10 protein-coding genes are annotated in these 13,671 nt (G+C 65.5%); 4 read left to right on the top strand and 6 right to left on the bottom strand.

Annotated features, from left to right (window positions below; genetic code table 11):
- Positions 1-2 precede the first annotated feature (2 nt).
- Positions 3-1,343, bottom strand: coding sequence for a C4-dicarboxylate transporter DctA (locus N511_RS0106145; RefSeq protein WP_027678489.1), 1,341 nt, complete (start codon positions 1,341-1,343; stop codon positions 3-5).
- A 343-nt stretch (positions 1,344-1,686) separates the two neighbouring features.
- Here N511_RS0106145 and alc point away from each other — a divergent pair, with 343 nt between their 5' ends.
- From alc to N511_RS0106130, 3 genes are all read left to right on the top strand, one after another.
- A complete protein-coding gene (gene alc / locus N511_RS0106140; protein WP_027678488.1) occupies positions 1,687-2,697 on the top strand; it encodes an allantoicase in 1,011 nt (336 codons plus the stop codon).
- Positions 2,694-3,221: an ureidoglycolate lyase gene (locus tag N511_RS0106135; RefSeq protein ID WP_027678487.1), complete on the top strand. Its 528-nt coding sequence runs from the start codon at positions 2,694-2,696 to the stop codon at positions 3,219-3,221. Before alc ends, N511_RS0106135 begins: the two co-directional genes overlap by 4 nt.
- Positions 3,222-3,315: 94 nt before the next feature.
- Positions 3,316-4,590 (top strand): M20/M25/M40 family metallo-hydrolase, encoded by a 1,275-nt coding sequence (locus N511_RS0106130; protein ID WP_027678486.1) that lies wholly within the window; start codon positions 3,316-3,318, stop codon positions 4,588-4,590.
- A gap of 560 nt (positions 4,591-5,150) precedes the next feature.
- Here N511_RS0106130 and N511_RS0106125 read toward each other — a convergent pair.
- From N511_RS0106125 to N511_RS0106100, 5 genes are all read right to left on the bottom strand, one after another.
- Entirely contained in the window at positions 5,151-6,131 is a 981-nt protein-coding gene (locus tag N511_RS0106125; RefSeq protein ID WP_027678485.1) for a DMT family transporter, read from the bottom strand.
- 108 nt (positions 6,132-6,239) lie between these two features.
- Complete coding sequence (locus tag N511_RS0106120) at positions 6,240-6,962, bottom strand: AraC family transcriptional regulator (RefSeq protein ID WP_027678484.1); 723 nt, start codon at positions 6,960-6,962, stop codon at positions 6,240-6,242.
- A gap of 174 nt (positions 6,963-7,136) precedes the next feature.
- Positions 7,137-7,493 carry a DUF427 domain-containing protein gene (locus tag N511_RS0106115; protein ID WP_027678483.1) on the bottom strand — a complete coding sequence of 119 codons (357 nt, stop codon included), beginning with the start codon at positions 7,491-7,493 and terminating at the stop codon, positions 7,137-7,139.
- Between the two features lie 84 nt (positions 7,494-7,577).
- The gene (locus N511_RS0106110) at positions 7,578-8,780 is read right to left on the bottom strand and encodes an ammonium transporter (RefSeq protein WP_027678482.1); all 1,203 of its coding nucleotides are present in this window, start codon (positions 8,778-8,780) and stop codon (positions 7,578-7,580) included.
- A gap of 255 nt (positions 8,781-9,035) precedes the next feature.
- A complete protein-coding gene (locus N511_RS0106100; protein ID WP_027678481.1) occupies positions 9,036-10,064 on the bottom strand; it encodes a hypothetical protein in 1,029 nt (342 codons plus the stop codon).
- A gap of 309 nt (positions 10,065-10,373) precedes the next feature.
- Between N511_RS0106100 and icmF the strand changes: the two genes are divergently transcribed.
- Complete coding sequence (gene icmF, locus N511_RS0106095) at positions 10,374-13,661, top strand: fused isobutyryl-CoA mutase/GTPase IcmF (RefSeq protein WP_027678480.1); 3,288 nt, start codon at positions 10,374-10,376, stop codon at positions 13,659-13,661.
- Positions 13,662-13,671: the final 10 nt, after the last annotated feature.

Below are 13,671 nucleotides of genomic sequence, written 5' to 3'. Positions count from 1 at the left end.
CTTCAGGCATGCGGCAGCGTATGGGCTGCAGGTGCCGCCACGCCAAGGCCGTGCGGAATCGCTTCGCCTTCCTCCGTGATGTCGATCTTGCCGTCGAGCACCGCATTGGCGCGCACGCGGTCGATGTCTTTCTCCCACGCGGCGATGACGACCGTGGCGACGCAGTTGCCGATCAGGTTGCCCAGCGCACGGGCAATGCCGATGAACCAGTCGACGGAGAGCACCAGCACCAGGCCGATCGCCGGAATGGCCGGAATGACCGACAGCGTGGCCGCCAGAATCACGATGGCCGAACCCGGAATGCCGTGCGCGCCCTTGGAGGTGACGAGCGCCACGCCCAGGATCAGCAGCAGATCCTGCAGCGCCAGCGGCGTGTTGGTCGCCTGCGCGATGAACACGGCGGCCAGCGTCAGGTAGATCGAAAACGCATCGAGGTTGAACGAGTAGCCCGTCGGGATGACGAGGCCCACCACCGAGCGCTTGATGCCCATCTTCTCCAGCTTGTTCATGATGGACGGCAGCACCGCGTCGGACGATGCCGTGCCCAGCACCACCAGCAGTTCGGCGCGCAGGAAGCGGATCAGCTTGAAGATGTTGAAGCCCGCCACGCGCAGGATGGTCCCGAGCACCACAAACACGAACAACGCCACGGCTGCATAGAACAGCAGCACCAGGAAGCCAAGCTGCTTGAGCGAGCCCGCGCCGTACTTGCCGACCGTGAACGCCACCGCGCCCAGCACGCCCAGCGGCGCCAGGCGGATGATCACGGCCATCATGCGGAACAGCACATGCGAGAGCTGATCGATCAGGTTGACCAGCGGCTTGGTCCGCTCACCCAGCAGCGACAGCGAGCAACCGAACAGGATCGACACCAGCAGCACCTGCAGGATGTCGCCCTTCACAAAGCCGCTGACAAACGTATCGGGAATGAGCTTGAGGAAGAACGCCGCAACGCCGGTCGATTCCACCTGCTTGGCGGTGGTCATGTACGACGCCATGGCCGCCGGATCGAGCGATTTCGGATCCACATTCATGCCGTGGCCCGGCCCGAACACATAGGCCAGCGCAATGCCCAGCGCCAGTGCGATCGTCGTGACGATCTCGAAGTAGATGACGGCCTTGCCGCCCACGCGCCCGACCTTCTTCAGCTCGCCGGCACCGCAGATCCCAACCACCACCACCGAGAAGACGATCGGCGCGATCAGCATCTTGATCAGCTTCAGAAAACCATCACCGAGCGGCTGCAGCTTCTGCGCAAATTCGGGCGCCCAGATGCCCAGCGCGATGCCCACCGCCAGGGCAATCAAAACCTGCCCGAACAACGGGCGCGTAAAGCGTTGCATGGTGAATCCTCCTTTGGATTACTGGTGTCTCAAGCCCCGCTCAATCGTCTGATTTGGTGTGCTGCGATTGTCGTCAGGGCTTTGTTTCGCTCACTGCAGTGCAACAAATTGTCGCGATGAATTGTTGAGCGTTGACGGCATCATAGGCGATCCAATTTTTGTATGCAATTTTTGAATTCACATGCTAGGATCGACCCATGCAGTCCCGCGAAGCCTTGTGCTTCCGCCATTTACGCTGCACTTCCGGCGTTCCCATCGCCAGAGTTTCGAGTGTTCTGACTCGCCGTTTTTGTTCGATGGGCTGGCCGTATAACATCCAGAGACAAACACCAAGGAGTTCCACATGGCGATGCCTACGCTCGATCCGAACGCGCCGGATTTCACGCGCCGATATCCGAACCTGGCGGACCGCCGCCTCGGCGCAGAGGCCACGTTCGCGACCGACGAATTCTTCGCGCCGAAAGACCGCATGCTCAACCCGGAGCCGGCGGTGTTCATTCCGGGCAAGTACGACGACCACGGCAAGTGGATGGATGGCTGGGAAACGCGCCGTCGCCGCAACGGCGGCTATGACCACTGCATCGTCCGCCTGGCCCGCCCGGGCGTCGTGAAGGGCGTCGATATCGACACGAGCCACTTCACCGGCAACTTTCCGCCGGCCGCCTCCATTGAAGCCGCCTATCTGCCGGATGGCGAGCCGACCGAGGCCACGCTGTGGACTGAAATCGTTCCGTCGACCACGCTGCAAGGCAACAGCCACGCCTACGTGGCCGTGACGAGCCCGCAAGCCTTCACGCACCTGCGCCTGAACATCTTCCCGGACGGCGGCATCGCGCGTTTGCGCGTGTACGGCCAGCCGCAAGTCGACTGGAAGGGCGCGGACCGCACCAAGCTGTTCGACCTGGCCGCCATGGAAAACGGCGCCTATGTGGTCGAAGCCAACAACGAACACTTCGGACCGGCCTCGCGCATGCTGATGCCGGGCCGTGGCGTGAACATGGGCGACGGCTGGGAAACGCGCCGCCGCCGCGAGCCGGGCAACGACTGGTGCGTGATCGCCCTGGCCAACCCGGGCCGCATCCGCAAGATCGAAGTCGACACCGCGCACTTCAAGGGCAACTTTGCTGACCGCGTTTCCATCCAGGCCGCGCGCGTGGTGGGCGGCACCGACAGCTCGCTGAAGACGCAAGCGATGTTCTGGCAAACGCTGCTGCCCGAGCAGAAGCTGCAGATGGATCTGCAGCACTACTACGAAGCGGAAATCGCCGACCTCGGCATCGTCACGCACGTGCGCTTCAACATGTTCCCGGACGGCGGCGTGTCGCGTCTGCGCCTGTGGGGGGTACTCGAATGAGCCAAGAGACCGCCGCACGCATTGCGCTGACCATCGAGCCGCTCACGCGCGAAGCCTTCGCGCCGTTCGGCGATGTGATCGAGCTGGAAGGGGCCAAGCAATTCCCCATCAACCAGGGCACGACCATCCGCTTTCATGACCTCGCCAACGTCGATGTGGGTGAGGGCGGCCGGGCGCTGATCAGCCTGTTCCGTGGCCAGCCGCGTACCCTGCCGTTCGAGGTGAAGATGCTGGAGCGCCACCCGCGTGGCAGCCAGGCCTTCATCCCGCAGAACGACAAGCCGTATCTGGTGGTCGTGGCCCCGGCCGGCGAGCTGGATCCGTCGAAGTTGCGCGCGTTTGTCTCGCGCGGCTGGCAAGGCGTGAACTACGCGCGCGGCGTGTGGCACCACCCGCTGCTGGCCCTGGGCGAGGTGAGCGATTTCATCGTCGTCGACCGTGGTGGCGAAGGCCACAACTGCGACGAGCAAGACCTGGCCGAATCGGTGTGGTTGACCGCCGAGGCCATGCAAGCCGCGCTGTAAGCATCGCGTCACCCGTGCCGATCCTGAGCCCCCGCACAAACGGGGGCTCAGTCACTTTCAATCTCCGTCCCACCACCGTCAGCGAGACATCGACATGACCCAGGCCCAACTCGCCACCCCCGGCATCGATGCGGACATCCGCGCATTTGTCGACGCTGCGCATGCGCAGCAGATTGATTTCCTGCGCGAGCTGGTGAAAGTGCCGTCGGACAACCCGTCCGGCGATTGCGCCCCGCATGCCGCGCGCGCCAAGGCGCTGCTGGAGGCGCTGGGCCTGACGGTGGAGGCGCACGCCGTGCCGCAGGCGCAGGTGCGTGCCGCCGGCATGGTCAGCGCCACCAACCTCATCGTGCGGCACACCTTCGGGAGCGGCGGCCCCACGGTCGCCATGAACGCGCACGGCGACGTCGTCCCGCCTGGCCTTGGCTGGACGCACGACCCATACGGCGGCGAGATCGTCGAGACCGAACACGGCCCGACCATGTTCGGCCGCGGCGTGGCGGTGTCCAAGTCCGACTTCGCCACCTACACGTGGGCGCTGCTTGCGCTGATCGAAGCGGAAAAGCGCGGCGCCAAGCTCAACGGCACGGTCGAACTGCACTTCACATACGACGAAGAAACCGGCGGCGACATCGGCCCCAAGTGGCTGCTGGATCAAGGCTTGAGCAAGCCCGATTACGCCATCTCCGCCGGCTTTGCGTACGGCATCACCTCGGCGCACAACGGCTGCCTGCACGTGCAGGTGACGGTGCGCGGCAGGCAGGCCCACGCCGCCATGCCGCACACGGGCATCGACGCCATCGAAGCGGCCACGCATATCCTGCGGGCGGTGTATGCCTATCGCGCAGAACTGGCTACGCGCAAATCCGCCGTAACGGGCATCGACCACGCAACGCTCAACGTCGGGTTGATCCAGGGCGGCATCAACACCAACGTCGTGCCTGATCTGGTGACGTTCCGCGTGGACCGCCGGATGATTCCTGAAGAAGCCGGGCGCGATGCCGAAGGCGAACTGCGTGCGGTGGTCGAGCGTGCGGCGGCAGAACGGCCGGGGATCGAGGTTTCGGTGGAACGCATTCTGTTGGCCGAGCCGCTTGCCGAACTGCCGGGCGTGGACGCGCTGATTGGCGCATTGCGACGGAATGCGTTGGCGGTGTTTGGGGGCGATGTGCCGGTGCATGGCGTGCCGCTGTATACCGATGCGCGGCATTACACGGCGCATGGTGTGCCGACGGTTCTGTATGGCGCGGGCCCGCGGACGTTGATGGAGGCGCGGGGGCACAACACGGATGAGAACCTGCGGTTGAATGATCTGCGGGGCGCGACTGTGGTGGTGGGGTGTGCTGTGGGGGAGTTGTTGGGCGGGTGATTTGGGGGTGTTTTGGTTTTTGCCTTGGTGGTCCATCCCTGTTTCGTTCCCTGCCGGGACCGACTTACTTTTCTTTGTCTTGCCAAAGAAAAGTAAGCAAAAGAAAGGCGCGCCCGAGATGGCGACTTCCCCTTGGATTTGTGTCGCGGGGAGGGAGGGGAGGCAAACTCGCTGCGCTCAGACAGCCTCCCCTCTTTTTCCTCCCCGCAACAAAAATCCAAGGCGCCATCAAGGGCTCAACGTCAAAAGAGAAAGGCCAACCCATCGCGCGGTTGGCCTTGTCGTTTGGGCTTGCGTTGAGATGGTTTGGCCTTTGACTTTCCTGCCCTTGATGGCGCCTTGAATTTTCGTAAGCGGGCGGAAAAAAGGTGGGGAACTGTCTGAGCGAAGCGAGTTTTCCCCACCTCCGCCCGGTTACGCAAATTCAAGGGATGGGTCGCCATCTCGGGCGCGCATTTCTTTGCTTACTTTCTTTGGGCAAGACCAAAGAAAGTGAGTCAGCCCCGGCAGGGGATGAAACAAGGGATGGACCACCAAGGCAAAAAACAACCCCAAAAAAACTACCCATGCCTCCGCGCCGCCAACCCCACCCCACTCACCAACAAAACCCCCGCCACCACCTCCAACCCATGCGGCAACCGACCCTCATAAACAAACCCATACACCAACGCAAACACCGTCTCAAACACGATCAACTGCCCCGACAGCGTCAACGGCAACTTGCGGCTGGCTGCATTCCACAGGCTGTTCCCGAGCACAGACGCCCCCAGCGCCACGCCCATATTCACCAGCCAGAACATCGCCCACGCCGATGCGGGCTGCGCAGACGCCGTTGCCATGCCGGGCAGCAAGAACGCCGGCACGGCCAGCGCCAGTGACAGCACCCCGGTCGCGACGCCCGTCAACAGCGACCATTCGCGGCTCGTGAACTGCGGCCGCACACGCAGGTACCGCGCATTGCACACCGCATACACGGTCCAGCAGGCCAGCGCGCCCGCTGCCATTAACAGCCCGATGAAATAGGTTCTGCCGCCGGCATCCGAATGCACGTGGGGCGCATCGAGGTAAATGCACACCACGCCGGCCACGGCCATCAGCAGCGGCACGGCAAGTTGCCGCAACGGCAGGCTGCCGCGTTCGGCCGCGCCGGCCAGGGTGACCGTCACGGGCAACAGCCCGACGATGAGCGACACCGGCGCCACGCCCGCGCGCTGTACGCCACCTGCCACGCACAGGTAGTACAGGATGTTGCCGGGCAGCGATAACAGCAGCAGCGCCGCCCAGTCGCGCCGATTCGTCTTGCGCCACAGCGTGCGCCACACCGGCAGGGCCAGCGCGAGCGAGAGCACGCCGTACAGCACGTACCGCGCGGCCGACAGCGCCAGCGGTGAAAACTGCGGCAGCATTTTCGGCGCGACGAAGATGACGCCCCACAGCGCGCCGGCCGCGACGCCGTAGCCGATGCCCGTGAGGTGGTCGCGCCGCGCGTCGTGCTGACCGTGATGCAGCTGCGTTGCAGTGGAGGTGTCGCCAACAGCCATGGAGCGCCTGTCCGAAAAAGATCATTCGAACCGGCACTCTGCGCGTGCGCGTGCCGCGTGTCTTGGCGAAGACGGCTGCGCTTTGGCAAAAACGGAAAAGGGCCCGGGCTAGCGGCGCACCGCGGCGGGCGTGATGCCGTGCGCGGCCTTGAGGTGGCGCGTGAGGGCGCTTTGGTCGTAGTAGCCGGTGCGTGCGGCAACTTCGGCGATGGGCAGGGCGGTGGTTTCCAGCAGCGTCAATGCATGCCGCAGCCGCACCTGGGCGAGATGCGCATGCAGCGTGGTGCCGTAGGCGGCACGGAACAGCGTGGCGAGGCGACGCGCACTGACGCCCGCTTCTGCGGCCAGCGCATCGACGGTGAGCGGCTCCGCGTAGCGGTGCTCGATGGCGTGCCATGCGCGCTCGGCACGCGCATCGGGGCGTGCGCGGATCTGCGTGGATTGATTGGCCGGATGCGCGGCCAGCGTTGCCAGCGCGAGTGACGACCACGCATTGGCCAGCACCGTGTCGACGATGGGGGCGTCCTGCAGCCATGTCGCCAGTGCGCGCAGGCCGGGCGTGAGCGGAAAGAACACGCGGTCGGCCAGGCCGCCCAGGCTGGGGGCGTCCACGGTTTGGCCGGGGATGTCGAAGACGATGAAGCGGTTGGCGCCGGTGGCTTCAAACGCATGCGTGGCGCCCGCCGGGATGAGCGCGGCGTGGTGCGTGTCGACACGGCCGCCGCGGCCGTCGACGTCCATCTCGAGGATGCCGCGTGCGGGCATCACGACTTGCATGAAGTCGTGCGAGTGCGGCGGCGCGGCGAGGCCGTAAGTGCGGAAGTCCAACATGGTGCCGCCGAGAATAGCACCGGCACTCGCCCAAAAAAATACCCGGCCACAGATCGTCTGCGCCGGGTCTCGGAACTTTCACGGAAAGAGGTTCCGTGAGAAGAGGAACAGGCGCATCGTGCGCCGCTTGCATGACAGCGGCATGACGGCAGCATGTCAGTTGCGCCTGCGCCCTCATTCCTCCTGGATCGTCACCTTGTTCGGATAGAACGCCAGATAGCCGGCCACTTCGCGTGCGACGGGCTTGGGCTGTTCGTACGTCCAGACGGCGTTGTCGGCGCGCACATCGCCGGCCACGATCGTGTAGTACGACGCATCGGCCTTGTACGGGCAATGGGTGTGATGCTGGGTGCGCTCCAGCAAGTTCATCTGCACGTCGTCGCGCGGGATGTACTGCACCGGCGGGTACGACGCCTCGCGCAGCGTGCGCGCCAGGTGCGTGCTGGCGATGGTGAAGCCGTTGAGCGTCACGGTTACGCGGCGCGGGTTCGACTCGACGGTGATCGGGTGATTCGGATCGATATCGGGCATGCGGCACTCCTGCAGTTGGGCGAGGGAAGACGCTTTCACTGTAGCAAGCGCCGCGCGCGCCTTCCCCTGACTGGCGGTTCCTGCTTACCAGTGCGTTTCCGATTCCGGCGTGGACGAGACGCGGTGGATGGCCAGGTCGGCGCCCATGAATTCGGCCTCGCGGTCCAGCCGCAGCCCGACGAGCTTGCGCAGCGTGCCGTACACCACCGTGCCGCCGATCAGCGCAATGGCGATGCCGCCGGCCGTGCCCGCCACCTGCGCCCAGAACGACACGCCGCCCAGGCCGCCGAGCGCCTTCAAACCGAAGATGCCGGCCGCGATGCCGCCCCACGCGCCGCACAGGCCATGCAGCGGCCACACGCCCAGCACGTCGTCGATGCGCCAGACGTTCTGCACGCGCGTAAACATCCACACAAACAGCACGCCTGCAATGCCGCCGACGGCCAGTGCGCCGAGCGGGTGCATCACGTCGGAGCCGGCGCACACGGCCACCAGGCCGGCCAGCGGCCCGTTGTACGAAAAGCCCGGGTCGTTCTTGCCCATCCACCACGCGGTGAGCGTGCCGCCCACCATCGCCATCAGCGAGTTGATGGCAACCAGGCCGCTCATCTTGTCGAGCGTCTGCGCGCTCATCACGTTGAAGCCGAACCAGCCGACCGCCAGCACCCAGGCGCCGGCCGCCAGGAACGGGATGTTCGACGGCGGATGCGCGGCGATGCGGCCGTCGTCCTTGTAGCGGCCGTGGCGCGCGCCCAGCAGCAGCACCGCCGGCAGCGCGATCCAGCCGCCCACTGCATGCACGACCACCGAGCCGGCAAAGTCGTGGAACTCCGCGCCTGTCACGCTCTGCAGCCAGTGCTGGATGCCGAAGCGCTGGTTCCAGGCGATGCCCTCGAAGAACGGGTAGACAAAGCCCACCAGCACGAAGGTCGCCGCCAGTTGCGGCTCGAAGCGCGAACGCTCTGCAATGCCGCCGGAGATGATGGCCGGGATGGCGGCCGCGAAGGTCAGCAGGAAGAAGAACTTCACCAGCTCGTAGCCGTTCTGCTGGGCGAGCACGTCGGCGCCGGTAAAGAAATTGACCCCGTACGCGATCGAATAGCCGATGAAGAAGTACGCGATGGTCGACACGGCAAAGTCGACCAGGATCTTGACCAGTGCATTGACCTGGTTCTTCTTGCGGACGGTGCCCAGCTCAAGGAACGCGAAGCCGGCATGCATGGCCAGCACCATGATCGCGCCCAGCAGGATGAAGAGCGCGTCGCCCCCGGTTTTGATGGAGTTCATTGCGGTTGTCGTGCGGGTTGAGGGTCAGCGCCATCCGGGTGCAGCGTGTGCCCACAAATGACGCAAAAAGCGCCGACAGATGCAAAAGTTGTTCCAACGGTGTGCAAAAAGGGGACATGGCGCACCAGGGCCGTGCGAAGGACATCGCCTTCGCGCTGCTCGCTGAGAGTGGCCCGAAATCGGTGCGTGTCCGCTTTGAATTGGTGCGGTTGGAGGGTGAGATGCGCCGTCGTGGTGCGTACGGCGTGGGCGGCGTTACGGCTTGGCGCCTGACACGCTGAACGATGTCGCCACGCCGTTCCACAGCGGCTCGTACCGCAGCCGCACGGCGCTGGCCTGCTCGGGCGACGTGGCGGGGGACTGCATGTGCAGCATCAGCAGCGCGCCATCGGTCGGCACCATGAAGACGCGGCCGACCAGCGTGTTGCCGGTGGCACGCGGGAAGTGCGGCCCGGGCGATTCGCCGATGTAGCTGGCCCACACGCCGGTGCGCCCACCGAACGATTGCGTGCCCCAGCCCAGCAGCCGGCAGGGGCCAGCCACCGCTTGCTTGACGGCATCGCGCATCCAGCGCGGTTCGCGATTGTCGGGAACGGCTTCAAGGTCGCCTTCGGTGGGGCGCACGATCAGTTCCATGCGCGAGAGCCCCGAGCCGCCCTGGTTGGCCCACGCGCCGATCGCCACGCGCGCCGGGTCGGGTTTGCGCGGCGGCGTGGGCGGCACGCGTTCCCACGAGAACGGCAGCCGCAGGTTGACGCTCGCGCCGCGCGCGTTCGGCCAGTCAGACAACGTCACGGCCTGCGTAAAGCGGCTGCTCAGCTCTTCGGCGGGCCGGTCGTCGTAGACCACCGCCAGCAGCGTTTGCAGCGTCGCACGGTCCTGGCTGCCTTGCGCGCGCGCCACCACGCGTTCGGCCAGCGAGTGGGCGGTCTGCGGCGTCTGCGTGGAAACGCCCACGCTCGGCTGGTGGAGGTCGAGTGCGCGCTCGATCAGCAGTTGGCGCTCGTCGTCGGAGAGCGGAATGCCGGCGATCAGGCGGCGTGTGCGGGCCAGCGCCTGCGGGAAGGTGTTGTCGAACTGGGTACGGGCGCGGATCAGCTCTTCACGCTGGCCGGGAAAGCGCTGGATGGCGCGGTCGAGCGCCTGCGATTGCACCGTCAGGAAGCCAAGCACGCTGATCAGCCCCGGGATGGCGCCGGGTGTGTAGTCCCACGCCAGGGCGTGGCCGGACCACGCCAGCAAGGCAATCAGACACCAGCGCATCGTCGTTGCGCGGCTTGGCATTGGAAGTTCCCCCTGTGGCCGGACCCGTTTCCGACCAAAATCCGACTCTAACGATTTGTATCGATTGTGTGCAAGCTGGGTGTTGCACCGAGATCGGACCGTTCTGGTCGTCTGCGATTTGCGCAAACCGGCCCGGGTGGCGACGTGCCTATTTGAGCGGAGGGCTCAACAGGCCAACGCCCGTGCGCCCCGTTGACGACCGCGCCAACCCCGAAAATACTGTCTGTTCGACCCGCCGACCGGCACGCGTCGCCTTGTGCGCCGTACAACACATCCAGCGCCGGCGCCCCACTTATCGAAGGTGGAGACATGACCGATCTTTCCGCTGTCCGCGCGGCCGATCCCACGCCTGCCAGCGCAGTCGCGCCGGTGCGCAACAAGGTGCGCTTCGTGACGGCCGCATCGTTGTTCGATGGGCATGACGCGTCGATCAACATCATGCGGCGCATCCTGCAGTCGATGGGCTGCGAGGTGATCCACCTCGGGCACAACCGCTCGGTGGACGAGGTGGTGAACGCGGCGCTGCAGGAAGACGTGCAGGGCATTGCCGTGTCCAGCTACCAGGGCGGCCACGTCGAATACTTCAAGTACATGATCGACGCACTGCGCGCACGCGGCGGCGAGCACATCCAGGTGTTCGGCGGCGGTGGCGGGGTGATCGTGCCGACGGAGATCCGCGAGTTGCAGGACTACGGCGTCGCGCGCATCTACAGCCCCGAAGACGGCCAGCGCATGGGCCTGGCCGGCATGATTGCCGACATGGTGCAGCGCTGCGACATCGATCTTTCCGTCTATGCGCCCACCACGCTGGAGCCCGTTTCCATCGGCGACCGCCGCGCCCTGGCGCAATTGATCACCGCACTGGAATCGGGCCGCATCGATCCGGCATTGCGCGACGCCGTACGCGCGGCTGCGGCAGCCACGCCGACGCCGGTGGTTGGCATTACCGGCACGGGCGGCGCAGGCAAGTCGTCGCTCACCGATGAGCTGATCCGCCGCTTCCGCCTTGACCAGCGAGACACGCTGCGCATCGCCGTCATCTCGATCGACCCATCGCGGCGCAAGTCGGGCGGCGCCCTGCTGGGCGACCGCATTCGCATGAACGCGATCAACCATCCGAACATCTTCGTGCGCTCGCTGGCGACGCGCGAAGCGAGCCGCGAGATCTCCGACGCGCTGCCCGACGTGATTGCCGCCTGCCGCGCGGGCGGGTTCGATCTCGTCATCGTCGAGACCTCCGGCATCGGGCAGGGCGACGCGGCGATCGTGCCGCATGTCGATCTGTCGCTGTATGTGATGACGCCCGAGTTTGGCGCCGCCAGCCAGCTGGAGAAGATCGACATGCTCGACTTTGCCGATCTGGTGGCGATCAACAAGTTCGACCGCAAGGGCGCGCAGGACGCCTGGCGCGACGTCGCCAAGCAGGTGCAGCGCAACCGCGAGCAATGGCTCGCCCGCCCCGAAGACATGCCGGTGTTCGGCACGCAGGCCTCGCACTTCAACGACGACGGCGTGACGGCGCTGTATCACGCGCTGGCCGATCGACTGACCGAGCGGGGCATGGCGCTGGCTGAACGCACGCTGCCGCGCCCGGCCGGCAAATGCTCCACCAGCCACGACGCCATCGTGCCGCCCGCGCGCGTGCGCTATTTGGCGGAGCTGGCCGATACCGTGCGCGGCTACCACCGCCGCGTCGACGCGCAAAGCCGCCTCGCACGCGAGCGCCAGCAACTGCGTGCCAGCCACCGCATGCTGGAGCAAGCGGGCGCCACGGTGCAGACGCTGTCCGCGCTCGACAAGCAGGCGGCCGAGCGCGACGCACAGCTCGGCGCCGCCGAGCGCAAGCTGCTCGCCATGTGGCCGGACCTGCGCCGCGCGTATTCCGGCGACGAATACGTCGTCAAGATTCGCGACAAGGAAATCCGCACGCAGCTCACGCACACCACGCTCTCGGGCACCACCATCCGCAAGGTCGTGCTGCCGCCCTATGAAGACGACGGCGAAGTGCTGCGCTGGCTGATGCGCGAAAACGTGCCGGGCAGCTTTCCGTACACCGCCGGCGTGTTCGCCTTCAAGCGCGAGAACGAAGACCCGACGCGCATGTTCGCGGGCGAGGGCGATGCCTTCCGCACCAATCGTCGCTTCAAGCTCGTCTCGGAAGGCATGGAGGCCAAGCGGCTCTCCACCGCGTTCGACTCCGTCACGCTCTACGGCGAAGACCCGGCGCTGCGCCCGGACATCTACGGCAAGGTCGGCAACTCCGGTGTGTCCATCGCCACGCTCGACGACATGGAGGTGCTGTACGACGGTTTTGACCTGACCAGCCCCGCCACGTCGGTGTCCATGACGATCAACGGGCCCGCGCCGACGATCCTGGCGATGTTCATGAATACCGCCATCGACCAGAACCTCGCCCGGTTCCGCGCTGACAACCAGCGCGAGCCGACGCAGGACGAAGAGGCAAAGATTCGCGCGTGGGTGCTGCAGAACGTGCGCGGCACGGTGCAGGCCGACATCCTGAAGGAAGACCAGGGGCAGAACACCTGCATCTTTTCGACCGAGTTTTCGCTCAAGGTGATGGGCGATATCCAGGAATATTTCGTGCACCACCAGGTGCGCAATTTCTACTCGGTGTCGATCTCTGGCTACCACATTGCCGAGGCGGGCGCGAACCCGATCTCGCAACTCGCCTTCACGCTCGCCAACGGTTTCACGTATGTGGAGGCGTATCTCGCGCGCGGCATGCACATCGATGACTTTGCGCCGAACCTGTCGTTCTTCTTCTCCAACGGCATGGACCCGGAATACAGCGTGCTCGGCCGCGTCGCGCGTCGCATCTGGGCGGTGACGCTGCGAGACAAGTACGGCGCGAACGAGCGCAGCCAGAAGCTGAAGTACCACGTGCAGACGTCGGGCCGGTCATTGCACGCGCAGGAGATTGCCTTCAACGATATCCGCACGACGCTGCAGGCGCTGATCGCCATCTACGACAACTGCAACAGCCTGCACACGAATGCCTACGACGAGGCGATCACCACGCCGACAGCCGAGTCGGTGCGGCGTGCGCTGGCCATCCAACTCATCATCAACCGCGAGTGGGGCCTCGCCAAGTGCGAGAACCCGAACCAGGGCAGCTTCGTCATCGATGAACTGACGGACCTTGTGGAAGAAGCCGTGCTGCAGGAGTTCGAGCGCATTGCCGAGCGCGGCGGGGTGCTCGGCGCGATGGAAACCGGCTACCAGCGCGGCAAGATCCAGGAGGAGTCGATGCTGTATGAGCAGCGCAAGCACGATGGCTCGCTGCCGATCATCGGTGTGAATACGTTCCGCAACCCCGACGCCGAGAGTGTGGTGCCGCCGCACATCGAACTGGCACGGTCCAGCGAGGAAGAGAAGCAGAGCCAACTCGCGCGCCTGGAAGCGTTTCATGCGCGGCATGCCCGGGAAGCGCCCGCCATGCTGCAGCGCCTGCAGCGCGCGGTGATTGACGATCAGAACGTGTTTGCCGTGCTGATGGATGCGGTGCGCGTCTGCTCGCTCGGGCAGATCACGCATGCGCTGTTCGAGGTGGGCGGGCAGTACCGGCGCAACATGTAGCCCGCACCCC

The organism is Ralstonia sp. UNC404CL21Col (assembly GCF_000620465.1).
Classification (GTDB): domain Bacteria; phylum Pseudomonadota; class Gammaproteobacteria; order Burkholderiales; family Burkholderiaceae; genus Ralstonia; species Ralstonia flatus.
This window is presented reverse-complemented; position numbering and strand designations above follow the sequence as displayed.

What these genes read in the sequence shown, in the direction of transcription:
- N511_RS0106145 (WP_027678489.1), bottom strand. Translation starts at nt 1,343, where the DNA reads ATGCAACGCTTTACGCGCCCGTTGTTCGGGCAGGTTTTGATTGCCCTG.
- alc (WP_027678488.1), top strand. Translation starts at nt 1,687, where the DNA reads ATGGCGATGCCTACGCTCGATCCGAACGCGCCGGATTTCACGCGCCGA.
- N511_RS0106135 (WP_027678487.1), top strand. Translation starts at nt 2,694, where the DNA reads ATGAGCCAAGAGACCGCCGCACGCATTGCGCTGACCATCGAGCCGCTC.
- N511_RS0106130 (WP_027678486.1), top strand. Translation starts at nt 3,316, where the DNA reads ATGACCCAGGCCCAACTCGCCACCCCCGGCATCGATGCGGACATCCGC.
- N511_RS0106125 (WP_027678485.1), bottom strand. Translation starts at nt 6,131, where the DNA reads ATGGCTGTTGGCGACACCTCCACTGCAACGCAGCTGCATCACGGTCAG.
- N511_RS0106120 (WP_027678484.1), bottom strand. Translation starts at nt 6,962, where the DNA reads ATGTTGGACTTCCGCACTTACGGCCTCGCCGCGCCGCCGCACTCGCAC.
- N511_RS0106115 (WP_027678483.1), bottom strand. Translation starts at nt 7,493, where the DNA reads ATGCCCGATATCGATCCGAATCACCCGATCACCGTCGAGTCGAACCCG.
- N511_RS0106110 (WP_027678482.1), bottom strand. Translation starts at nt 8,780, where the DNA reads ATGAACTCCATCAAAACCGGGGGCGACGCGCTCTTCATCCTGCTGGGC.
- N511_RS0106100 (WP_027678481.1), bottom strand. Translation starts at nt 10,064, where the DNA reads ATGCCAAGCCGCGCAACGACGATGCGCTGGTGTCTGATTGCCTTGCTG.
- icmF (WP_027678480.1), top strand. Translation starts at nt 10,374, where the DNA reads ATGACCGATCTTTCCGCTGTCCGCGCGGCCGATCCCACGCCTGCCAGC.